Source organism: Streptococcus alactolyticus, assembly GCF_012277075.1.
Classification (GTDB): Bacteria; Bacillota; Bacilli; order Lactobacillales; family Streptococcaceae; genus Streptococcus; species Streptococcus alactolyticus.
Window position 1 is genome coordinate 75,855 of sequence record NZ_JAAXMT010000010.1, and the last position, 22,686, is coordinate 98,540.

Consider the following 22,686-nt stretch of genomic DNA (forward strand, 5'->3'; position numbering starts at 1 on the left):
CAGGGTTTGCTTTTATAAAGATTTTTTTCAACTTAATTAAATATTTGCCCAAACTGATTCAAGGATGTTAGTTTGATCTCGATCTGGTCCAACTGAGAATGTTGAAATGCGAACACCAACGAGTTCACCAACACGGCGAACGTAGTCACGAGCATTTTCGGGAAGTTCATCTAGGCTACGGCAACCTGTGATGTCTTCTGACCAACCTGGCAATTCTTCGTAGATTGGTTTACAACGTTTCAATTGTTCAAGACTTGCTGGGTAGTGGTCGATACGTTGACCGTCAAGGTCGTATGCCACACAGATTTTAACAGTATCAAGTCCTGAAAGAACGTCGATTGAGTTAAGTGACAAGTTTGTGATACCTGATACGCGGCGGCTGTGACGCATAACAACTGAGTCAAACCAACCAACACGACGTGGACGTCCAGTTGTTGTACCATATTCGTGACCGATTTCACGGATACGATCTCCAACTTCATCTAGAAGTTCTGTTGGGAACGGACCGTCACCAACACGGCTTGTGTAAGCTTTACATACACCGACAACTTTATTGATCTTGCTTGGACCAACACCTGAACCGATTGTTACCCCACCAGCAACTGGGTTTGAAGAAGTAACAAATGGGTAAGTTCCTTGGTCGATATCAAGCATAACACCTTGTGCACCTTCGAAAAGAACACGTTTACCAGCGTCAAGAGCATCATTCAAGATAACTGATGTATCTGTAACGTAATCTTTGATTTGTTGACCATATTCATAATATTCTTCAAAGATATCTTCAAATTTGATTGGTTCGCATTCGTACATTTTTTCGAAAAGACGATTCTTTTCTTCCAAGTTCACGCGCAAACGTTCTGCAAAGATATCTTTGTCCAAAAGGTCAGCAATTCGAATACCGACACGCGCTGCTTTATCCATGTAAGCAGGGCCGATACCTTTGTTTGTTGTCCCAATTTTGTTATCACCTTTAGAAGATTCTTGCAAACGGTCAAGTTTGATGTGATATGGCAAAATAACGTGTGCACGGTCTGAAATACGAAGACTATCTGTCTTAATACCTTCATCGTGCAAGTATTTCAATTCAGTTACCAATGATTTTGGATTAACAACTACACCATTTCCGATAACTGAGATTTTCTCTGGGAAGAAAATACCTGATGGAATCAAATGCAATTTGAATTTTTTACCGTCGATAACGATAGTGTGTCCTGCATTATCTCCACCTTGATAACGTGCAATCACTTCAGCATCTTGTGACAAGAAGTCAGTGATTTTACCTTTACCTTCATCACCCCATTGGGTACCAACAACTACTACTGATGTCATATTCTGTTCGATACTGATACGAAATCACCTAGCGAGCAAATAAAAACGATACTAACTTATCCAGCCTGTCGTCTCCATCTCCAAGCTAAAATTCGTATCTTCGTCCTTTCTCTACAACTTGGCAGGAATCTCACCTGCGAGTTTGTCTTACAATTTATTATATGACTTTTCTGTGTTTTTTTCAATATTTGACCTTGAGATTTTATTTTTTCCGAACTTTTTTTGAAAAAACGGCTTTTTTTCACATATTTTCTCTCATAGTTAAAATATTCAAACAACTCTTGGTAAAGCAAAAATTTTTTCATAGCAAATCTTTGCATTTTCAGACGCTTTTCCATAGAATAAATTTACATTAAAATGTATACCGTTTACATCATAATCATAGTAATTAGAGTAGCGAGGAATTACCATGTCACTTAATGGTTTACTAGAAAAATCACCAGCGACTTTGCCTATTCTTCAAGCAACTTTTGGGTTAGAAAGAGAAAGTCTTCGAATTGGAAAAGACCACCGTATCGCACAAACTGACCACCCTGCTTTCCTAGGCAGTCGCTCCTTTCACCCTTACATTCAGACGGACTACAGTGAAGCACAGCTAGAACTTATCACGCCTATCGCTCATTCCACAAAAGAAGCGCTCCGCTTTTTGGGAGCACTGACTGATGTTGCTGGCCGTTCCATCGATAAGTCTGAATACCTCTGGCCTTTATCAATACCACCAAAACTATGTGAAACAGACATTCACATTGCCAAGCTAGAGGATGACTACGAGTGCTACTACAGAAAACACTTGGCTGACGTTTATGGAAAAACACTGCAATCAATGTCTGGTATTCACTTCAACATGGAGCTTGGAAAAGATTTGGTCGCAAGCCTTTTTAAAGAAAGCGGCTATCAGTCTATTATTGATTTTAAGAATGATATTCACCTTAAATTAGCTCAGAATTTCCTACGTTTTCGTTGGCTTTTAACTTATCTGTATGGGGCTTCGCCAATAGCTGAAGAAGGCTTTTTTAGTAAAACTTTAGCCAAACCCGTTCGCTCTATCCGAAACAGTCACTTAGGTTATGTTAATCATAAAGACATTCAGGTTTCTTACGAAAGCTTGGAAAAATACATTTCTGATATTGAGGCTTACATAGCTTCTGGCAAGTTGATTGCTGAAAAAGAATTTTACTCTGCGGTTCGCCTGCGTGGCAGCAAGCATGTTCGTGACTATCTGACAAATGGTGTCACTTACCTTGAACTGCGCACTTTTGACCTCAATCCTTTTGATAACCGTGGAATTACTCAAGAGACACTTGATACCGTGCACCTTTTTGTTCTTGCGCTTCTTTGGTTAGATAGTAGCTCTGCTATTGACCAAGACATCACAGAGGCTAGCAAGCTAAATGACAAAATTGCACTTAGCCACCCTCTAGATAAATTGCCTGAAGATGCTCCCGTCGAAAGCATCCTTTTAGCTATGCAAGGAATTGTCGATTACTTTGAATTATCTGACTATTATCAAGGGCTTATCGATGCTATCAAAAATCAGATTGAGCATCCTGAACAAACTATCGCTGGACGCTTGCTAGAAGAGATTGACACCCTATCATTAGAATCTTTTGGACAAAAACAAGGTCAAGCCTTTCACGATTATGCTTGGCAAGCCCCTTACGCACTCAAAGGCTATGAAAACATGGAATTATCAACACAATTATTGATGTTTGATGCCATCCAAAAAGGTGTTCACTTAGAGATTCTCGACGAAAACGACCAATTCATCAAACTTTGGCACGGTGACCACGTCGAATATGTTAAAAATGCCAACATGACCGGCAAAGACAGCTACATCACACCACTTATCATGGAAAATAAAGTTGTCACTAAAAAACTATTGTCAAAAGCTGGTTTCCCAGTTCCAAAAGGTGAAGAATTCGCTGATAAAGCTGCTGCGCTCCGCTATTTCTCACAAATCAAAGACAAAGCTATCGTCGTCAAACCAAAATCAACTAACTTTGGACTTGGTATTTCTATTTTCAAGGAATCTGCCGACCTAACAGCTTATCAAAAAGCCTTGGATATCGCCTTCGCTGAAGATGATACTGTTCTTATTGAAGAATTCATTTCAGGTACGGAATACCGCTTTTTCGTCCTAGATGGCAAATGTGAAGCTGTGCTACTGCGTGTTCCTGCTAACGTCGTCGGAGACGGCAAGCACACCATCGCTCAATTAGTAGAGATGAAAAATCAAGACCCACTACGTGGACGTGACCATCGTTCTCCACTTGAAATCATTGACCTTGGCGATGTTGAAAAGCTCATGCTCCAACAACAAGGTTACACGCCTGATGATATTCCAGCTGACAGAGTCCGAGTTGATTTGCGACGTAACTCTAACATTTCAACAGGTGGAGATTCCATTGATGTGACAGACATTATGCCAGACGATTATAAAACATTAGCTGCGCAAATGGCTAGAGCTGTTGGTGCTTGGGTGTGTGGAGTTGATTTGATTATTCCTGATAAGAGTCTTCCTGCAAGCAAAGAAGAGCCAAACTGTGCTTGTATTGAACTCAATTTCAACCCTGCTATTTACCTTCACACTTATTGTCACGAGGGTCCAGGACAAGCACTTACACCAAAAATCCTAGCCAAACTTTTCCCTGAACTTTAACCCATAAAATCTTTGCCACAATTACAGTCATCACTTGTCATTCTTAACCGTTTTACGATAAAATAAAATCAATCTTAGATAGAAATGGATTGAATATATGTCTCGACCTAGAAAAAACGGAGGAGGCCTCATTATCGCTATTATCAGGGTTATCCTTCTCATTGCTTTGCTTGAAAGCTTGTTAGAAATCATTATCCCACTTGCAATCGTTGGTGGTATTGGATATGGTATTTATTATTTTGCGACCAAGCAATCACGTCTTGAAAAAGTTAATACTAAGCAACGCTTGCAAGATTTAAAAGATAACATTCGTATTACTGACCGCCAAGTCAAACTTTTGGACAGTTATCTCGATGAAAAAAATTACACCCAATACGTTGTCAATGCGCGCCAGCTATTGCCACAAATACGTCACATCAAGTCTGAACTTAGTGAGCTCAAAGCCAAAATGGATTTAAACATCTACAAGCGTGTTCTCAAAAAAACTGAAACTGTTGAAAAAGATATCAAATTCCAACTAGACCGACTGGATGTCTCACCAGTAAATCCTGACATTTCTGAGGAAGAAGCTGATTTACTAGAACTCGCTCCAGAGTTAGCTCATCTTTACAATAACATTCAGCAAGACCATTTGACTATCTTGAAGAAGATTGAAAATGCTGATAACAAAGAAGAACTCACTGCACTTCACGAGGCTGATATGGACCGCTTCCGCGATATTTTGGATGGCTATCTAAAAATCAAAAGAGCCCCGAAAAATTATTACAATGCTGATGAGCGTTTAGCAAAAGCGAAAACCGCAATGGAAAAATTTGATTTGGCTCTCGATGAAACGCTTCGAAAACTGAATGAAAGTGACTTAAAAAACTTCGATATCAGTCTTCGCATGATGGCTGACGACGATACAAACTTATAAGTTTAATGGGAGGGTATTATGGCTGATACTTTTAACTTTGACATTGATAAAATCGCAGATAATGCAATCACAAAAACAGACAAAACAACCGAAATCATCGTAGCAACTGATACTTCAGCAACTGGTCAAGTCTCTTTTTACGACAAACTGACCCCTGAACAACAATCAGCAATCACAGCCAAAGCTCCTGCTTTAGTTGATAATTTTGTTGCTGACCAAAATGCTCTGCTTGATTTTGGAACATCTGCTGTTGAAGAAGTTAACACAACCGTCAACCGCATTTTGGCTGAGCAAAAAAAACTTGAAATTCCACAAGTTGATGACCTGCTCAAAAACGCTAACCGCGAGTTAAACGGCTTTATCGCCAAATACAAAGACGCTAAGCCTGCTGAGCTCGAAAAGAAACCAAATTTCCTACAAAAGCTCTTTAAGCAAAGCAAAAATAGCCTGCAAGAATTCTATTTTGATTCACAAAATATCGAGCAAAAAATGGATGGTATGGCTGCCGCTGTTGTCAAACAAGAAGAAATCTTGGCTCGCAACATCGTCTCAGCAGAAATGCTAATTGAAGACAACAACAAATCTATTGAAAACTTGGTTGGCGTTATCGCCTTTATCGAAGCTTCTCAGACAGAAAGTGCCAACCGTGCGCAAACTCTTCAAAATGAACTTGCAACACTTGATAGCGCAACGCCTGATTACCAAGTAAAATCTGACGAGCTAGCTCGCATGACCGAAGTCATCAATACGCTTGAACAACAGCACACTGAATACCTCAGTCGCCTTTACGTTGCTTGGACAACCACACCGCAAATGCGCAACATGGTCAAAGTCTCATCAGATATGCGCCAAAAACTTGGCATGCTCCGTCGCAACACCATTCCGACAATGAAATTATCAATTGCACAGCTCGGTATTTTGCAACAATCCGTCAAATCTGGCGTGACTGCTGATGCTATTGTCAATGCTAATAACGCTGCGCTTCAAATGCTTGCTGAAACGAGCAAAGAAGCTATCCCTATGCTCGAACGCACTGCTCAAAGCCCAACCGTTTCTATCCAATCTGTCACAGCTCTTGCTGAGAGCCTCGTCGAACAAAACAACAGTATTATCGCAGCTATCGACAACGGTCGAAAACAACGTGCTCAACTCGAAGCAGCCGTTGTAAAATCCGCAGAAACCATTAACGACTCTGTTAAAATTCGTGACCAAAAAATCGTCGAAGCCCTTCTTAACGAAGGCAAAGAAAGTCAAGAAGAAGTCGAAAAAATAAACGTCACAGAAGAAAAATAAACTAAAAAGCGAGGAGAACCTCGCTTTTTAGTTTATTTTTCACTGCATGATTACGCTTTACAGCTCACAATACTAGCCCATCAATTTTGCTTTGTGTTATAATATTCTTATGGATAAACTTATAAAATCAATTTCAAAATCTGGTTCTTTCCGTGCTTATGTGCTTGATAGCACTGAGACTGTTAGAACTGCTCAAGAAAAACATCAAACACTTCCTAGCTCTACAGTTGCTCTAGGTAGAACGCTTATCGCCAATCAAATCCTAGCCGCCAATCAGAAAGGAGACAGCAAAGTAACCGTCAAAGTCATTGGTGATAGCTCACTTGGTCACATTATTTCTGTGGCTGATACCAAAGGGCACGTTAAAGGCTACATTCAAAACAAAGGCGTTGACATCAAGAAAACAGCGACTGGCGAAGTTGTTGTAGGGCCTTTTATGGGTGCGGGTCAATTCGTGGTTATCACAGACTACGGCACTGGTAATCCTTATACTTCTTCAACACCGCTTGTTTCAGGAGAAATCGGTGAAGATTTGGCCTTTTATTTGACTGAATCTGAACAAACACCTTCTGCCGTTGGACTTAACGTCCTTCTTAATGACGAAGACAAAGTCGAAGTTGCTGGTGGCTTTATGTTGCAAGTTCTTCCAGGTGCATCTGAAGAAGAAATCAACCGCTACGAAAAACGTATCCAAGAAATGCCAGCCATTTCAAAACTCTTGGAATCTGACGACCACATTGAAGCCCTTCTAAAAGCTATCTATGGCGAAGACGAATACAAAGTCCTCTCTGAAGAAGAAATCAGCTTCAGTTGTGATTGCTCTCGTGAACGTTTTGAAGCAGCACTTGCCACTCTTGGCAAAGACGAACTGCAAGCCATGAGAGACGAAGACCACAGCGCTGAAATCACTTGTCAATTCTGTGGCAAGACTTACACCTTTAGCGAAGAGGATTTGGAGGGACTTATCAATGACTAAACTCAGTTCCTCATTCCAAATCGGTGATGTTACCATTCCTCACCGTACGGTTTTAGCACCCATGGCAGGGGTGACCAACTCTGCTTTTCGTACTATTGCCAAAGAATTTGGTGCTGGCTTAGTTGTCATGGAGATGATTTCTGAAAAAGGTCTTCTCTACAATAACGAAAAAACCCTTCACATGCTGCACATTGATGAAAACGAGCATCCCATGTCTATCCAATTATTTGGTGGCGATGCAGATGGCTTAAAACGTGCTGCTGAGTTTATTCAAGAAAACACAAAAGCAGACATCGTTGACATCAATATGGGCTGTCCTGTTAATAAGGTCGTCAAAAATGAAGCAGGGGCAAAATGGCTCAAAGATCCTGATAAGATTTATCATATCATCAAAGAAGTCACTTCTGTCCTTGATATTCCACTAACCGTCAAAATGCGGACAGGTTGGTCAGATAACTCTTTAGCCGTTGAAAATGCTCTCGCTGCAGAATCGGCTGGTGTTTCGGCTCTAGCCATGCACGGACGCACGCGCGAACAAATGTACACAGGTACTTGCGACCACGAAACGCTGGCTCGTGTTGCCAAAGCCATCACCAAAATTCCATTTATCGGAAACGGTGACGTGCGCACTGTTCACGATGCCAAATACATGATTGAAGAAATCGGTGTTGATGCCGTTATGGTAGGACGTGCTGCGATGAATAACCCTTACATTTTCACCCAAATCAATCACTATTTTGAAACAGGTGAGGAACTGCCTGATTTACCATTTGTCAAAAAATTGGATATCGCAGAAGACCATCTCAAACGTTTGATTGACCTCAAGGGCGAAACCATCGCCGTTCGTGAATTTCGTGGCTTAGCCCCACACTACCTTCGTGGTACCGCTGGCGCTGCCAAAATCCGCGGAGCCGTTTCACGCGCAGAAACCATTGATGAAGTCAAAGAAATCTTTGACAGCCTACGATAACAAAAAAGCAGCCTGCTGACTGCTTCACATACAAAAACTGCTAAGGTACTTTGCCCTAGCAGTTTTTTTGACTAAACAATATCAAATTTCAGCTGACCTTTGGCAACCCCGATTTTTAGAGTATCACCATTTGCTAATTCGTCTGATAAGATGAGTTCTGATAGCTTATCTTCCACCTTGTCTTGCAAGGTTCGGCGGAGCGGACGTGCTCCCATTTCAGGGTCATAACCCAATTCAGCCAAATATTTAAGGGCTGATGGTTGGAATTTCAAGGTCACACCTTTTTCAGCCAGAGTTGCAATCAATGGTTTCACCATGATTTTCACAACTTCACGCATATTGTCTTGCGTCAAGCTATGGAAGACCACTTTTTCATCAATACGGTTGATAAATTCAGGACGGTAAGTTTTTTTGAGCTCTTCCATGATGCGTTTTTGCATGGCTTCGTAATCATGTGCCATATCACGCACTCCAAAACCAACAGTCTTTTCATCGCGCAAAGCTGTCGCACCAAGGTTTGAGGTCATGATGATAATGGTGTTTGAGAAATCCACTTTTCGACCACGACTGTCTGTCAAAACCCCGTCATCCAAAACTTGCAAAAGCACATTGAAAATGTCAGGGTGAGCTTTTTCCACCTCGTCAAACAAAAGCACTGAATACGGTTTGTTACGAACTTTCTCAGTCAATTCGCCGCCTTCTTCATAGCCGACATAGCCTGGAGGGGCACCGTTAAGACGGCTCGCCGCAAATTTTTCCATGTATTCCGACATATCAAAGCGGATAAGAGCTGATTCGTCATCAAAGAGCAATTCTGCAAGGGCTTTCGCCAATTCAGTTTTACCAACACCAGTTGGACCAAGGAACATGAAGGAACCAATTGGACGTTTGCCTGTGCGAATACCTGCTTGATTACGGCGAATTGCACGGCTAATTGCTGAAATGGCCGCGTCTTGCCCAATAACACGCTTGTGCAATTCTTTTTCAAGGGTCAGGTATTTCTTGCTGTCGGCTTGGGTCATTTTTTCCACAGGAATACCTGACAAACGGCTTAAAGTCGCCATAATATCATCTTCTGTGACAGGTGTTGGTTTACGTTTCACCTTGGTATCTGCCTTTTTGAGCAAGCTTGTCGCTAAAGCAAAATCGCCATCTAAAATGGCTTGGTCAGCAGGCGTCAACATCGCTGGCGCTTCTTTCTTAACTAAACTTTGCACGGTTGCACTGGCTTCATCCAGCAAATCAATAGCAGAATCAGGTAGGTTTTTGCTGGTCAAATAACGGTGAGCAGATTTAACAGCTGTCAAAACAGCGGCATCTGAAATGGTAACATTATGGAAGTCCTCATAAGATTTCTTCAAGCCCAACAAAATCTGATAAGCATCTTCAACACTTGGCTCTTCAATCGTGATTTTCGCAAAACGACGAGAAAGCGCAGCATCTTTTTCAAGGTGTTTTTGGTATTCTTCTTGTGTTGTTGCACCCACCATGTGCAAGGTACCACGCGCCAAGGCAGGTTTTAGGATATTTGCCGCATCTAAGGTGCTGTCAATGCCTGACCCTGACCCCATAATCGTGTGCACTTCATCAATAAACAAGATAATATGACCATCTTCTTCAATATCTGAAATGATTTGATTCATGCGCTCTTCAAAATCCCCACGAAAACGCGTGCCAGCAACCACACTCATCATGTCCAATTCCAAGACACGCATATCTTGCAATTCATATGGAATCGCTCCATTGACAATGCGTTGCGCCAAACCATAAGCCAAAGCTGTCTTACCAACACCAGCTTCTCCCACCAAGACAGGATTGTTCTTAGTTTTACGGCTAAGCACTTGCACCATTCGTGAAATTTCTTTGTCACGTCCGATAACGGGCTCAAGCTTTCCTTGACGTGCCATTTCCGTCAAATCACGCGTAAAATCAGACAGTTCTCCTGCAGTGGATTGCGGTTTCATCATGTCTGAAAAAGCACCGCCCATGCTTGCTTTTTTCGGTTTACGAAGCTCATGAATGGCTTTGATATTTTCCTTGGTAAAGCCCGCATGACGTGCCAAGCTCTTACGCAAATCAATCAAACGAACCGAATCGCCGTCTTCTTTCTGCTTGAAACCAGCCACTTCCAATAAACGTGTCGCAAACAAATCCAAGTTTAACAGCATGGCATAAAGTACGTGCTCTGTCCCAACTTCAATGTCGTCCGTCACAACACTAATCTCTTGTGCAAAGTCAAGAACATCGCTAAGCGCTTTTGATTGTTCCACAAAACGCATCTGCTCAACACGTTCCAACGGTGACTTATTTAGTGCCAAAACAGCCGCTGCTTCGTATTCTTCATAAGGAATACGACTTTGGTATTCTGCAAAGGTAAGACCTGCTACTGAATCATGTACAGCTACCATGGCCAATAGCACATGCCAACTCTCTAAATAGGGGCTTTCAAAACGTGCTGCTTGATACTGCGCGACATTGAAAACCTCCTGCATTTTTAACGAGTACTCACTCATAAATGAAATCCTTTTCTATCTAATCTTTGTAAAATTCGGCGCAACATCCGCGCTCTAATCTCTGGGGCGTTTTCTCCGAGAACCTCATCTGAAGCCGTTGCCAAGATTAAATTCCCTTCACGCTCGCTGATAATCTTTTCTTCAAAAAGCTGCTGAATCAAGTCCGTAAAGACCTGTTCACTAATGCGCTCCCCAATATGTGCCATCAGATTACCAAACAATTGATGACGGTCTGAAAAACGCACCCTCGCGATACGAATATAGCCACCCCCACCTCGCTTACTTTCAACCGTATAGCCACGACTTTCGGTAAAACGTGTCTTAATCACATAGTTAATTTGGCTAGGAACGACTTGAAAGGTATCAGCCAAGTTTGAGCGTTTGATTTCAGCAATACCTGATTGAGCTAATAGCTGCTTTATATATTCTTCAATACAGTCCGATGTATTTTTAGCCACTAGACTCCTCCTTTCAAGCAAAAGACCTCAAAGGTCTGTCTTTGACTATAATTGACTATTATTATATCAAAATTATGGTCTTTTATAAATGAAAAGCCCCCAAATATCATGAAACTCTTAGCAAACTTTCCAGGCTATTATTTTCATGCTATAATTATTCATTTTTAGTTGTGTTTGTTTTTAATATAAGATAAAATAAAATCTGAAACAAACGAAAGGTTATAAGTGACTAAATGAATTATCTCATTACATTTCTAATTGCTATGGTACCTCTTATCGAATTGCGTGGTGCCGTTCCTTACGCTATCGCAACTGGTATCCCAATGTGGCAAGCACTTATTATCGGGGTCTTTGGTAACATGATACCTGTGCCAATCATTTTTTTCTTTGCCCGTCGTGTGCTTGAATGGGGAGCAGATAAACCTGTTATCGGTGGTTTCTTTACATGGTGCTTGAAGAAAGGTCATAGCGGAGGTCAAAAATTAGAAGCAGCTGCTGGCGACCGTGGGGTCTTTATCGCTTTACTTTTATTTGTCGGTATTCCAATTCCTGGTACAGGAGCTTGGACAGGGACTCTAGCAGCCTCAATCCTTGACTGGAATTTCAAACAAAGTGTTATTGCCGTTATGCTTGGAGTTATCCTCGCAGGTATCATCATGGGGACATTAACCGTCTTTGGTCTAGGGACAATCAGCTAAAAAATCAATCAAAAGAGCTTAGGGGCAACCTAAGTTCTTTTAAACGTCTTAACTTCTTATTTGAAAAATACTTTCTACCAAATAAAAAAAGTCTGAGCTAGTAGCTCAGACTTTTTAGTTAGACACCGTTTCTTAGTTGTTAAGAGCGGCTGCCATTGTTGCTGCAACTTCTGATTCGAAGTCGTTAGCTGATTTTTCGATACCTTCCCCAACTTCGAAGCGTTCAAAAGTTGTCACTTTAGCACCTACTGAATCAAGGTATTGTTCAACAGTTTTGCTGTCGTCCATGATGTAAACTTGTGCAAGAAGTGTATATTGTTGGTCAACTTTAGTGTTGTCAAGCATGAAGCGGTCCATTTTACCTGGAATGATTTTATCCCAGATTTTTTCTGGTTTGCCTTCTGCTTTAAGTTCTGCTTTGATATCTTCTTCTGCTTGAGCGATTACCTCATCAGTCAATTGTGATTTAGAACCGAATTTCAAGTGTGGAAGAGCTGGCTTATTAACCATTGCACGTGATTCGTTGTCTTGGTCGATTTTGTGGTTCATTTGAGCCAATTCATCGTGGATGAATTCTTGATCAAGTTCTTCGTATGAAAGAACTGTTGGTTTCATCGCTGCAACGTGCATTGATACTTGTTTAGCAAGAGCATCATCGCCACCTTCTACAACTGTGATAACACCGATACGTCCACCGTTGTGTTGGTAAGCACCAAAGTATTGGTCATCAGTTTTTTCAACAATAGCAAAACGACGGAATGAAATTTTTTCTCCGATAGTTGCTGTTGCGTTAACATAAGCAGCCTCCAAAGTTTCCCCTGAAGGTAAAGTCACCTTAAGAGCTTCTTCATTGTTAGCAGGTTTTTGTTCTGCGATAGCTTTAGCTGTTGCTTCAACTAATTCAACGAATTGAGCGTTTTTCGCAACGAAGTCTGTTTCAGCGTTAACTTCAACAACTGCTGCAACATTTCCGTCAACATAAATACCAGTCAAGCCTTCAGCAGCAACGCGGTCAGCTTTTTTAGCTGCTTTAGCCATCCCTTTTTCGCGAAGCAATTCAATTGCTTTTTCCATATCACCATCAGTTTCAACAAGGGCTTTTTTGGCGTCCATGACACCAGCACCTGATTTTTCGCGCAATTCTTTTACTTGAGCTGCAGTAATTGCCATTTCTTAAGTCCTCCAGGAAGTTTGTTTTCATAATAAAAACGAGACAGAGCGGTTTGCTTTCTGCCCCGTTTTAAAGCCTATTTAAGCCTATCTAAAGCCTAAAAAATTAGTCGTTGTCTCCTTCTACAACTTCAACGATTTCTTCGATTGAATCAGCTTGTGCTTCTGATGCAAAATCAACATCTGCATCTTCACCTTGACGTCCTTCGATGATAGCATCTGCCATTTTAGAAGTGATCAATTTAACCGCACGGATAGCGTCATCGTTTGCTGGGATGATAACATCGATATCATCTGGATCAGCGTTTGTATCAACCATTGCAACAACAGGGATACCAAGTTTTTTAGCTTCTTTAACAGCGATTTGTTCTTTATGTGGGTCAACAACGTACATTACATCTGGGATACGAGGCATATCTTCGATACCACCCAAGAATTTTTCAAGACGAGCACGTTGTTTGTTAAGAAGAGCAACTTCTTTCTTAGGAAGAACTTCAAAAGTTCCATCTTCTTCCATGCGTTTGATTTCTTTCAAACGAGCGATACGTTTTTGGATAGTGTCCCAGTTTGTAAGAGTTCCACCCAACCAACGGTGGTTGATGTAGTATTGACCAGCACGTTCTGCTTCTTCTTTCACAGCATCAGCAGCTTGTTTTTTAGTACCAACAAACAAGATAACAGCATCGTTAGCAGCTGCATCACGAACGAAGTCGTAAGCTGCATCAGCCATTTTTACAGTTTGTTGAAGGTCGATAACGTGGATACCGTTACGTTCTGTGAAGATGTATTTAGCCATCTTAGGGTTCCAGCGACGAGTTTGGTGACCGAAGTGAACACCAGCCTCAAGAAGTTGTTTCATTGAAATTACTGCCATGAGTAGTTTCTCCTTTTTATAATGTTTTTTTCCTCTTCTAGACTTCATCTTGCAAATCCACTCGTGATGAGCAACAGAGTCACAATACATCTAGAATGAGTATTTGTTGCATAATACAACAAGCTAATTTTACCACATCTACCCTTTTTTGACAAGTCAAATATCCTATCACCAAGCGTTTATTTAGGGGGTGGGATTACTAGTCTAATTCGTTTTATTCAGACACTTTAACGATAACAAAAAACAGATGATTAACCACACAACTAACGTGATAATCTGACTAACTGAAATAACTTGATCTCCAAAAACACTATTCCTAATTAAATCGCCAGATGGAACAAATGGCAAAAATCTATATACCTTCAAAATGATCATCGGAATTCTTCTTGCTGGAAAAAGAATGGGGAAAATAGTAAACCAATCATCAAAATTAACTGTGTTGTCAGAGTCATTAAATTAGGACTTGAACAATGCTACAAAGAATGATTAGCGATTTATTCCTGATATAACTCCACGTCATTAAACTCATGATTGTTGTAGATTACTTTTCAGCCAACTCTCCATAACTATCGTTTAAAGTTTCAGTAGCCACACTGTAATACGAAATCAATTTCTTATCAATTCTATCTGCCATCCATTCAAATAGCTTAGAAACCTTTTGATTATCCAATTGACACTCCACTTCACCATTTATATTGATCGCATATTCAAATGGAAAATCCTCTAAAGTCCGCTTCGATTTAACTAAAAATCTTACGATACTTTTTGAACTAACCGATAATTTCCTTACATTTCCATATGTTTTAACTTTTCCATTTTCAAATAAGTAGTACTTATCTGCATACTTTTCAACTTCTAAGATATTATGCGTTACTATAACAACTATATGCCCTTTAGAAGCTAGCTCTTTTAGATATGACCATAGTTTATGCCTTCTTATTGGATCAACATCATTCGTTAGTTCATCCAATAAAATAATTTTAGGCGAAGAAATAACAGCCATCGCAAACGATGTTAGTCGTTTTAACCCACCGGAGAGCTTTTCCCCAGTTTTATTTTCCCTCTTTTTTATATCTAATTTTTGGAGTATCTCATTAACTTCCTGTTGTAGTACTCCATTAGAAAGTCCCCTTATTCTACCGATTGCAGTTACTGATTGTTTAATTGATATTCCTTTTAGTGGAGCATGCAATTGAGGCATCATCGAAATATTCATTCTGGATAAAACTGGATTTTGAGTAAGAGAAATATCTCCAAAATAGACTTCATGTTTCCTGTGTCGATGAACAGACAGCAATAAACTCAATTACGTATAAAAAAATAAAAAGCCCAACAAAATCGGACTTTTTATTTCGTGTCTTAAAAGGCGGTAGACGGATTTGAACCGACGATCAAGCTTTTGCAGAGCCGTGCCTTACCACTTGGCTATACCGCCATAACAAATAATATTCTACCTTAAAATCTAAATGGCGTCAAGTAGATTTCTTAAATTCTGAACTTATCTTACCGATTCTATTTTCCTTGTAAAATACGGGATTTATGCTATAATACTAAAAATCTTTGGAGGTTTTTATGAAAAAACTAAGTCCTAACAGTCACATTCGCGTACTCAGTCCGTCAGATTCAATTGCTCGCTTGGGTGGATTTGAAGCCAACCTTTCTGCCAAAGAAACGTTAGAAAATCTAGGATTTCGTGTATCATTTTCAGAACATTACTTAGAGTCTGATATGCTCTATTCTTCTTCAATCAAGAGCCGTGTTGCTGATTTGCACGCTGCTTTTGCTGATGACTCTGTTGATGCTATTCTGGCTACGATTGGTGGTTTTAATTCTAACGAACTGTTGCCCTATCTTGACTACGACTTAATTGCCAAACACCCTAAAATCATCTGTGGCTATTCGGATTCGACAGCCTTTTTGAATGCTATTTTTGCTAAAACTGGAAACCTCACTTACATGGGACCGTCATATTCTAGTTTTAAAATGAAAGAAGGTCAAGATTACCAGAGCAAGGCTTGGTTAAACGCCACGACAAAATCAGCTTACGACCTTGTTCCAAGTCAAGAGTGGTCAAGCGACCCTTGGTATGACCCAACACAACCACGTCATTTTATGCCAACAGAATGGAAAATTTACAACGCAGGGAAAGCTTCTGGCACCATTATTGGTGGAAATTTATCTACTTTTGGACTTCTTCGCGGAACACCGTATGCCCCACAGGTAGAAGACTATGTCCTTTTTTTGGAACAATCCGAAGAAGACGGTTATTACGAATTCACGCGCAATTTGGCAGCAATTTTGCAGGCTTACCCTCAGCCCAAAGCCGTGCTTATCGGACGATTTCCTAAAGAATGCCAAATGACCCAAGATATCTTGATCTACATCTTGGACAAACACCCGATTTTGAAAACCATTCCTGTCATGTATGATCTTGACTTTGCCCACACCCAACCGCTTTTTACCATTACGATTGGAGCAAAAGCTAGCATTGACACGGACAGCTTCAGCATTTCCATTCGGGAATAGGCTTTTTCTCACCATTTGAAAGGGCTTGTGCTGTGGTATAATGGTCATACTGACTATTTTTACATATTGAGGAAAACAGGACTAATGGATACCATCAACAAATACTTTTCCCTAAGCGTGCGTTATGCGATTCGGGGAATTTTTGCATTTGCTTTTTTAGTTGCCGTAGGATTTTTAGGATGGACTTCTCCGCTTGGGTTGATTATCATTCTAGTTAGCTTTTGGCTGTTTAGAAAAGCCATTCTAGCATTTGGTTCGACACTTTTTAAGTTCATCACGCAACATAAAAGGGCAGTTATGCTCGTGGCAATTGCTTTTCAAATACTCCTGCTATTCTCGGCGAGATTACTCATCCGAAGAGATGCGGCGGTGGTTTTCACAGGAGCCTTTCACTACCTTGCCGAAGATTTAACCGTGAACTACATCACGCGCAACCCCAACAACCTCTTTTTGTTCTTGTACGAACGGCTGTTTTTCAATCTTTTTCATGAAAATGGACTGTGGAGCATGATGGGGTTAAACATGCTTTATGTGAATGCCTCAGCCTATATTATCTATGCCACGGCCAAACGCTATGGCAATCAGAAGATAGCTGATCGTTGCTTTTTCTTCTTTACCTTCCTGTTTCTATTTTCGCCCTTTTTTATGAGCATGTACACGGACGTTTTAGCTTTGCCGCTGCTGTGTTTGCAGACTGCCTTGGCGCTTGCTTTGCTACAAACAAACCAAAAGACACAACTCCTAAAAAACGCTACTCTTTTGGGAATCGTGACAGGAGTGACTTATTTCATTCGTCCGACTGCGCTTGTCTTAATCATTGCACTTTTTATGATACTTGGGCTAAACCGTTACTGGAAGAAAGGAATTATCATTTTCAGCCTTTTTCTCGTCAGCTTTGGTAGTATTTATGCTGGCGGCAAATACTTAGAGAGCCACCAAACCGAAATTCAACTGCTCAAAGGTAAAGGCTTAGCCAAATCAGCCCTGCTCTTTGTGGATTTGGGACTGACATTTTCAGGAACAGACCAAGCGGATATGAAAGCGGGATTGTTACAATACGTGGATGAAAGCGAACGGGACAACTACAACAATGGGATGTTTGCCACGGAAAATATCATCAAAGACATCAAGCGTCGCTTAAACGACTACACACCTGTCACTTTTGGGGCACATTTGGTGGTGAAATTGGGAGCAACACTCATGGATGGCAGCTTGGGGTGGACGTATTTTGAAAATCCTGACGATGAAAAAACGCCTTACGTTTCCCCTCTTTATTCCTACACCAAAAACAATGCCTTTTTAAAAGCTGTTCGGCGATTCTGGATTAGCTCAGACACGGTGGAATACCAGCTGTCCTTTCTCATCAGGCAAATCATTTGGTTAATCATGATTATCGGTATGATCAAAGCTACGCGCTTCTCATTTGAAAGCAATGATTTTTTGCTGCTGGCCTTACTTGGCGGCTTAGCCTTCCTCATGATTTTTGAAGGTGGGAAATCACGTTACCTCATTCAATTTATCCCACAAATTCTCCTGCTGGCAGGCAGAGGCTGGGAAAATAACGCTCTTTTTCCAAAAATAAAAGACCTCGACAGTTAATGTCGAGGCTTTTTTGTTAGCCATTACCAAATAATCACACGGTCTTCTGGAGCACGCCACATAGGGTCGCCAGCTTTAACATCAAATTCTTCATGGAAATCATCGAAGTTAGTTAAGGTGACGTTAGTACGAAGCTTGCCAGGAGCGTGAACGTCAATGCTTGCCAACATTTGCATGTACTCTGGACGAGCTTTCATGCGCCAAATGGTTGCAAAATTGATAAAGAAATCACGCGCAGAGAAATCGTCATCTTGTTTGGCTGCCTCAAGTGCGCAAGCCACACCGCCAAGGTCTGCCACGTTTTCAGAAACCGTCAATTTTCCGTTGACTTTCGCTCCGTAAGAATCCAAACCATCAAACTGCTCAACAATTTTATCCGTACGTTCCGTGAAAGCCTTGTAATCTGCTTCTTGCCACCAATTGTTCAAGCTACCATTTTCGTCAAATGAAGCTCCGTTGGTATCAAAGGCGTGAGAAATTTCGTGGGCAATCACTGCTCCGATACCACCATAGTTGGCAGATGAACTTTGTTCCAAACTGTAAAATGGTGCTTGTAAAATAGCAGCTGGAAAGACAATTTGGTTTTGTTGTGGGTCGTAGTAAGCATTGACCATGTGGGCTGGCATATGCCATTCGCTACGGTCAACAGGCTTGTTCCATTTGCTCCAACTATGAGCGATTGAAAGCTTAGCAAGATTTTGAGCATTTTCAACCAATGACAATGATTCGTCAATGATTTTCTTGGTATAGGTTTCAGGCAATTTTTCAGGGTAACCAATATGTGGCGTAATCGTGTTGAGTTTGACGATGGCCTTATCACGCGTTTCTTGAGCCAACCAATCTGCTGACGCCAAGCGTTTTTTGTAAACATCAATCATGGTAGCCACTTTGTGTTCCACATCGGCTTTGGCTTCTGGTGAGAATTTTTGACCTGCATACCACAATCCTAGAGCTTGGTTGTAAGGTCCTGAAGCCAAATAATAAGCCGCTTTTTTCTTGTCTATGGCTTGTGGCGTTCCTGAAAGGGCTCGACCATAAGTGCCTGAAAGCACACGAATCTCATCAGTCAAATAGCCATTATAATTACCTGCAGCTGAAAGCACCAAATCAGCCTTTAACAAATCCCAATTGTCTTCTGAGTAATAGTCAGACGCAAACTCTGTCCAAAAACGTTCCTCAGGTACAATAACCTTGTCAGGCACCTCACCCAAAATACGTGTGAAAATCGCATCCAAAGGCAATTCTGGAGCAAGTTTGACAAAATCTGCCCAATCATAAGGGTGGTATAATTTGACGTATTCTGATGATTCTTCACGTGACAAAACGTACTTAGCTAGTTTGGCATCTAAGGCAATCACCTTGTCCAACAAATCGCTGATTTCTTCAGCTGAAAAACCAAATTTTGCCAACAATTCTTCTTGCATGTGACGCCAAATAGCCAGTAATTCTTTCCCTTTTTCGTTATCTTCTGCATAGTAAGTGGTGTCTGGCAAAATGGTTTCAGGAGCCTCAGCCCACAAAACATTTAATTGAGCGTTCATGAAATCAGGTGCCACACCAAATGGAAAGGCGTTTGGTTTGCCAGCCAATTCAAACTCCGCAATCTTACCTGCAAAGTCTGAAAAAGAACCCAAATCTTGGTATTCTTTGATTAAAGGAAGAACGGGTGCAACGCCCACTTCCTCACGTTTGTCGTAGTCTGCAGCCATGCGGTGCAACTTCACAAAGTTTTGCAAAATACTATCATCAGGCACATCCTTGCCACTAAGCCACTTGTCTGTGTTTTCTAACATAAGGTCTTCAATCTCATCTGACAAGTCTGAAAAACCACCTGTGCGAGGCTTATCATCAGGGATGACCGCTGTTTTTTCCCATTCGCCGTTGACGGCATCATAAAAATCATCTTGATATCGAGTCATAACAAATCTCCTTTATTCTGATTAGAACTATTTTATCAAAAAATGCACATAATAGCAGATTTAAAAACGCCTGACTCAAATAATAATAGCAGACATGATAGCGCTTTTTTGCTATACTAATTTTTAAGGAGGCTTTTATGACAACAAAACATTACAATTGGGCAACTTTAGGAACAGGGGTCATTGCTAATGAGTTAGCACAAGCCCTAGAACAACAAGAACGAAAGCTTTATTCTGTCGCTAATCGTACTTATGATAAAGGACTCGCTTTCGCTGAAAAATATGGCATTGACAAGGTTTATCAAAACATTGATGACGTTTTTGATGACCCTGAAGTTGACATTATTTACATCTCAACACCACACAATACCCATATCAATTTCTTGCGCAAAGCTTTGGCCAAAGGCAAACATGTTTTGTGTGAAAAATCAATCACTCTAAACGCTGACGAATTAAACGAAGCCATTAAACTTGCCGAGGACAATCATGTCGTGCTGGCAGAAGCCATGACTATTTTCCACATGCCGATTTACCGTCAATTATCTGAAATCATTGCCAGTGGAAAACTTGGAGAATTGAAAATCATCCAAATGAACTTTGGTAGCTACAAAGAATATGACATGACCAACCGTTTCTTCAATCGCAACCTCGCTGGTGGCGCTCTGCTTGATATCGGTGTTTACGCTCTTTCATTTGTTCGCTGGTTTATGACTTCAACACCCAACCAAATTGCTTCTCAAGTCAAACTTGCCCCAACAGGCGTTGACGAACAGGCAGGTATTTTGCTGACAAATGACCAAGGCGAAATGGCAACCTTGACCTTGAGCCTTCATGCGAAACAACCAAAACGTGGGACCATCGCCTATGATAAAGGCTACATCGAGCTTTACGAATACCCTCGCGGTCAAAAGGCTGTGATTACCTACACTGAAGATGGGCACCAAGAAGTCATCGAAGCTGGCAGCACGGCACTTGCCCTTTCTTACGAAGTAGCTGATATGGAAAAAGCCGTTTCTGGTCAAGAAAATGTCATGCACCTTGACTACACCAAAGATGTCATGGACATCATGACCAAACTCCGCCAAGATTGGAACCTCACTTACCCAGAAGAAGAATAAGCATAGTTATCCACAAATCCATCTCTGACAAGGTCAAATTCAAGTTACTTTTGCAGTAACTGTGTTTTGGCATCGTCAGGGATACTTTTTTGTTCTTTTATCCACTTTTACACACAAGTTATGAACAACCTGTGGATAACCATGCTCATATTTTGGGGATAACTTGTTTATAATTGTGAAATCCGACTCTCAAAACCCTTGATAAAACAACATAAGGCGTGAATTGTCTTGTGGATAACACAAAAAAAGCAGCTCGTTTGAACTGCTCTTTTTAAATCAAATCATCGCGGCTAACTTGTTCAAAATTTTCCGTGCCATCATTTAATTTATCCCAAATAACCACTTCGCCAGCTTTCAAAGACTTCTGAACATCGATAATACGCTGATTTGAAGACCCACGAAATTGCAACATCAAATTCTTCCTGGTGATGTCAAAGCGACCATCCACCAAAATGTCAATCAAACTCAGCATTTCCAGCTTATCTGAGGTTTCTTGCATCATTTCTTCCCAAGTGTACCCTGTCCAAGACCAAATGTCTTTTTCTGGCAATTCACGACGCACGCGCTTAATCAAGGGCAATAAAATCCCTGTATTCAAGAAGGGTTCACCGCCCAAAAGCGTTAAACCTTGGACATAAGGTTGTGCCAAATCCGCCATGATTTGCTCTTCTAGCTCCTTGGTATAAGGCATTCCTGCTTGAAATGACCAGGTCGCTGCGTTATAACACCCCTTGCAGTGAAACATACAACCCGACACATACAAGGAATTCCGCACACCTTCTCCATCAACAAAGTTAAATGCTTTGTAATCAATGATACGCCCTTGGCTTAATTCTTCTGATTTCCATTCACCAGGCTTGGGAGTATTCCAATTTGCTTCTTCCATCCTAGCCTTCTTTCTAATCTAATTATTTGACTTATCCACAAGTTATTCTTCAGCCAGATTGATCCAATAACGCTCAGTTGACTCACGGACATCTTCTAAAACACCACCATTTGCTAAAATCACCTTTCGGCTGGCAATATTATCCGTGTGACAAGTCACCAAAGCTTGTTTGATGTTTTTCTTTTTAGCTTCTAGTAAACCTAGATGAAGCTGTTTCTTAGCCAATCCCTTATGACGCTCTGACGGACGAATCGAATACCCAATATGTCCCCCCTTATTTAAGAGATTATCATTTAGACGTAAACGTAAATGCAAAAATCCTAGAGCCCTTCCGTTATCATCAAAAGAAACAAATTGAATCGCTGGAACAAACGTTGACGGCACATCAATACCCATTTCACTTAATTGATTTCTTTCAATCCAGTCCTCATAAACAAAGTTATCCACAGACCAAAAACCGCCGTCATGAGCAGATTGACTTGCCTCAAATTCTTTCATCATGTCAATAACAGCTGCTTTATCTGATAATTCAGGTCTTCGTAATTGCATAAACGGTACCTCTATTTACTTTTCTTTTTAGCTTTTTCTAAAAACTGCGCTTTCAACTGACTAACACGCGCTTTTTTGTCAGTTTTCACATTTGAATGTTTTTCATGAAAACGTTTCACTTGTTGCATCCCTTTATAATCTAACTGGTATTTTCCCATTTGCTAATATCCTTTCTAGTCAGACCTCTAACCTGACCCACCAAAATAATAAAGAAGCAGGGACGCATGGTCTCA

At 40.9% G+C, this 22,686-nt stretch carries 19 protein-coding genes and 1 tRNA gene; 9 read left to right on the top strand and 11 right to left on the bottom strand.

All coding sequences use genetic code 11. The features are described from left to right. Window positions 1–36: 36 nt before the first annotated feature. Window positions 37–1,329, bottom strand: a complete 1,293-nt coding sequence (locus HFK82_RS06275; protein WP_020917561.1) for an adenylosuccinate synthase — start codon at window positions 1,327–1,329, stop codon at window positions 37–39. Window positions 1,330–1,738: 409 nt separating this feature from the next. Between HFK82_RS06275 and gshAB the strand changes: the two genes are divergently transcribed. The 5 genes from gshAB to dusB all read left to right on the top strand — a co-directional run bounded on the left by gshAB (window position 1,739) and on the right by dusB (window position 8,143). Then, complete coding sequence (gene gshAB / locus HFK82_RS06280; RefSeq protein WP_168261179.1) at window positions 1,739–3,988, top strand: bifunctional glutamate--cysteine ligase GshA/glutathione synthetase GshB; 2,250 nt, start codon at window positions 1,739–1,741, stop codon at window positions 3,986–3,988. 97 nt (window positions 3,989–4,085) lie between these two features. Then, entirely contained in the window at window positions 4,086–4,904 is an 819-nt protein-coding gene (locus tag HFK82_RS06285) for a hypothetical protein (RefSeq protein ID WP_168261180.1), read from the top strand. 18 nt (window positions 4,905–4,922) lie between these two features. Continuing rightward, on the top strand, window positions 4,923–6,197 hold the full coding sequence (locus tag HFK82_RS06290; protein ID WP_154454919.1) for a toxic anion resistance protein: 1,275 nt from the start codon (window positions 4,923–4,925) through the stop codon (window positions 6,195–6,197). 109 nt (window positions 6,198–6,306) lie between these two features. Continuing rightward, window positions 6,307–7,173: an Hsp33 family molecular chaperone HslO gene (gene hslO / locus HFK82_RS06295; RefSeq protein WP_168261181.1), complete on the top strand. Its 867-nt coding sequence runs from the start codon at window positions 6,307–6,309 to the stop codon at window positions 7,171–7,173. Next, window positions 7,166–8,143, top strand: a complete 978-nt coding sequence (gene dusB / locus HFK82_RS06300) for a tRNA dihydrouridine synthase DusB (protein WP_167510364.1) — start codon at window positions 7,166–7,168, stop codon at window positions 8,141–8,143. Before hslO ends, dusB begins: the two co-directional genes overlap by 8 nt. A 71-nt stretch (window positions 8,144–8,214) precedes the next feature. Here dusB and HFK82_RS06305 read toward each other — a convergent pair whose 3' ends face one another. Further along, entirely contained in the window at window positions 8,215–10,656 is a 2,442-nt protein-coding gene (locus tag HFK82_RS06305; protein ID WP_168261182.1) for an ATP-dependent Clp protease ATP-binding subunit, read from the bottom strand. Beyond that, the gene (locus tag HFK82_RS06310; protein ID WP_168261183.1) at window positions 10,653–11,114 is read right to left on the bottom strand and encodes a CtsR family transcriptional regulator; all 462 of its coding nucleotides are present in this window, start codon (window positions 11,112–11,114) and stop codon (window positions 10,653–10,655) included. The genes HFK82_RS06305 and HFK82_RS06310 overlap by 4 nt, the downstream gene beginning before the upstream one ends. Before the next feature lie 233 nt (window positions 11,115–11,347). Here HFK82_RS06310 and HFK82_RS06315 point away from each other — a divergent pair, with 233 nt between their 5' ends. Then, window positions 11,348–11,812, top strand: a complete 465-nt coding sequence (locus tag HFK82_RS06315) for a COG2426 family protein (RefSeq protein WP_168261184.1) — start codon at window positions 11,348–11,350, stop codon at window positions 11,810–11,812. A 132-nt stretch (window positions 11,813–11,944) separates the two neighbouring features. Here the strand turns inward: HFK82_RS06315 and tsf are convergent, their stop codons facing one another. From tsf to HFK82_RS06335, 4 genes are all read right to left on the bottom strand, one after another. Continuing rightward, window positions 11,945–12,982, bottom strand: coding sequence for a translation elongation factor Ts (tsf, locus tag HFK82_RS06320; RefSeq protein WP_154454913.1), 1,038 nt, complete (start codon window positions 12,980–12,982; stop codon window positions 11,945–11,947). A 106-nt stretch (window positions 12,983–13,088) separates the two neighbouring features. Further along, window positions 13,089–13,856, bottom strand: coding sequence for a 30S ribosomal protein S2 (rpsB, locus tag HFK82_RS06325; RefSeq protein WP_154454912.1), 768 nt, complete (start codon window positions 13,854–13,856; stop codon window positions 13,089–13,091). Window positions 13,857–14,397: 541 nt separating this feature from the next. Then, window positions 14,398–15,162, bottom strand: a complete 765-nt coding sequence (locus HFK82_RS06330) for an ATP-binding cassette domain-containing protein (protein WP_304473692.1) — start codon at window positions 15,160–15,162, stop codon at window positions 14,398–14,400. A gap of 58 nt (window positions 15,163–15,220) precedes the next feature. Next, window positions 15,221–15,291, bottom strand: a tRNA-Cys gene (locus tag HFK82_RS06335). 137 nt (window positions 15,292–15,428) lie between these two features. On the opposite strand from HFK82_RS06335, the gene HFK82_RS06340 reads away from it, so the two are divergent. Then, window positions 15,429–16,382, top strand: coding sequence for a S66 family peptidase (locus HFK82_RS06340; RefSeq protein ID WP_154454910.1), 954 nt, complete (start codon window positions 15,429–15,431; stop codon window positions 16,380–16,382). Window positions 16,383–16,466: 84 nt separating this feature from the next. Continuing rightward, on the top strand, window positions 16,467–17,981 hold the full coding sequence (locus HFK82_RS06345; RefSeq protein ID WP_168261186.1) for a glycosyltransferase family 39 protein: 1,515 nt from the start codon (window positions 16,467–16,469) through the stop codon (window positions 17,979–17,981). A gap of 23 nt (window positions 17,982–18,004) precedes the next feature. Here the strand turns inward: HFK82_RS06345 and HFK82_RS06350 are convergent, their stop codons facing one another. Next, window positions 18,005–19,900, bottom strand: a complete 1,896-nt coding sequence (locus tag HFK82_RS06350; protein ID WP_168261187.1) for a M13 family metallopeptidase — start codon at window positions 19,898–19,900, stop codon at window positions 18,005–18,007. A 137-nt stretch (window positions 19,901–20,037) separates the two neighbouring features. On the opposite strand from HFK82_RS06350, the gene HFK82_RS06355 reads away from it, so the two are divergent. Beyond that, complete coding sequence (locus HFK82_RS06355) at window positions 20,038–21,018, top strand: Gfo/Idh/MocA family protein (RefSeq protein ID WP_168261188.1); 981 nt, start codon at window positions 20,038–20,040, stop codon at window positions 21,016–21,018. A gap of 271 nt (window positions 21,019–21,289) precedes the next feature. Here HFK82_RS06355 and nrdG read toward each other — a convergent pair whose 3' ends face one another. The 3 genes from nrdG to HFK82_RS06370 are packed head-to-tail and all read right to left on the bottom strand — an operon-like array spanning window position 21,290 to window position 22,611. Beyond that, entirely contained in the window at window positions 21,290–21,904 is a 615-nt protein-coding gene (gene nrdG / locus HFK82_RS06360; RefSeq protein ID WP_168261189.1) for an anaerobic ribonucleoside-triphosphate reductase activating protein, read from the bottom strand. 42 nt (window positions 21,905–21,946) lie between these two features. Continuing rightward, the gene (locus HFK82_RS06365; protein ID WP_168261190.1) at window positions 21,947–22,453 is read right to left on the bottom strand and encodes a GNAT family N-acetyltransferase; all 507 of its coding nucleotides are present in this window, start codon (window positions 22,451–22,453) and stop codon (window positions 21,947–21,949) included. An 11-nt stretch (window positions 22,454–22,464) separates the two neighbouring features. Next, a complete protein-coding gene (locus HFK82_RS06370; RefSeq protein ID WP_168261191.1) occupies window positions 22,465–22,611 on the bottom strand; it encodes a hypothetical protein in 147 nt (48 codons plus the stop codon). Window positions 22,612–22,686: the final 75 nt, after the last annotated feature.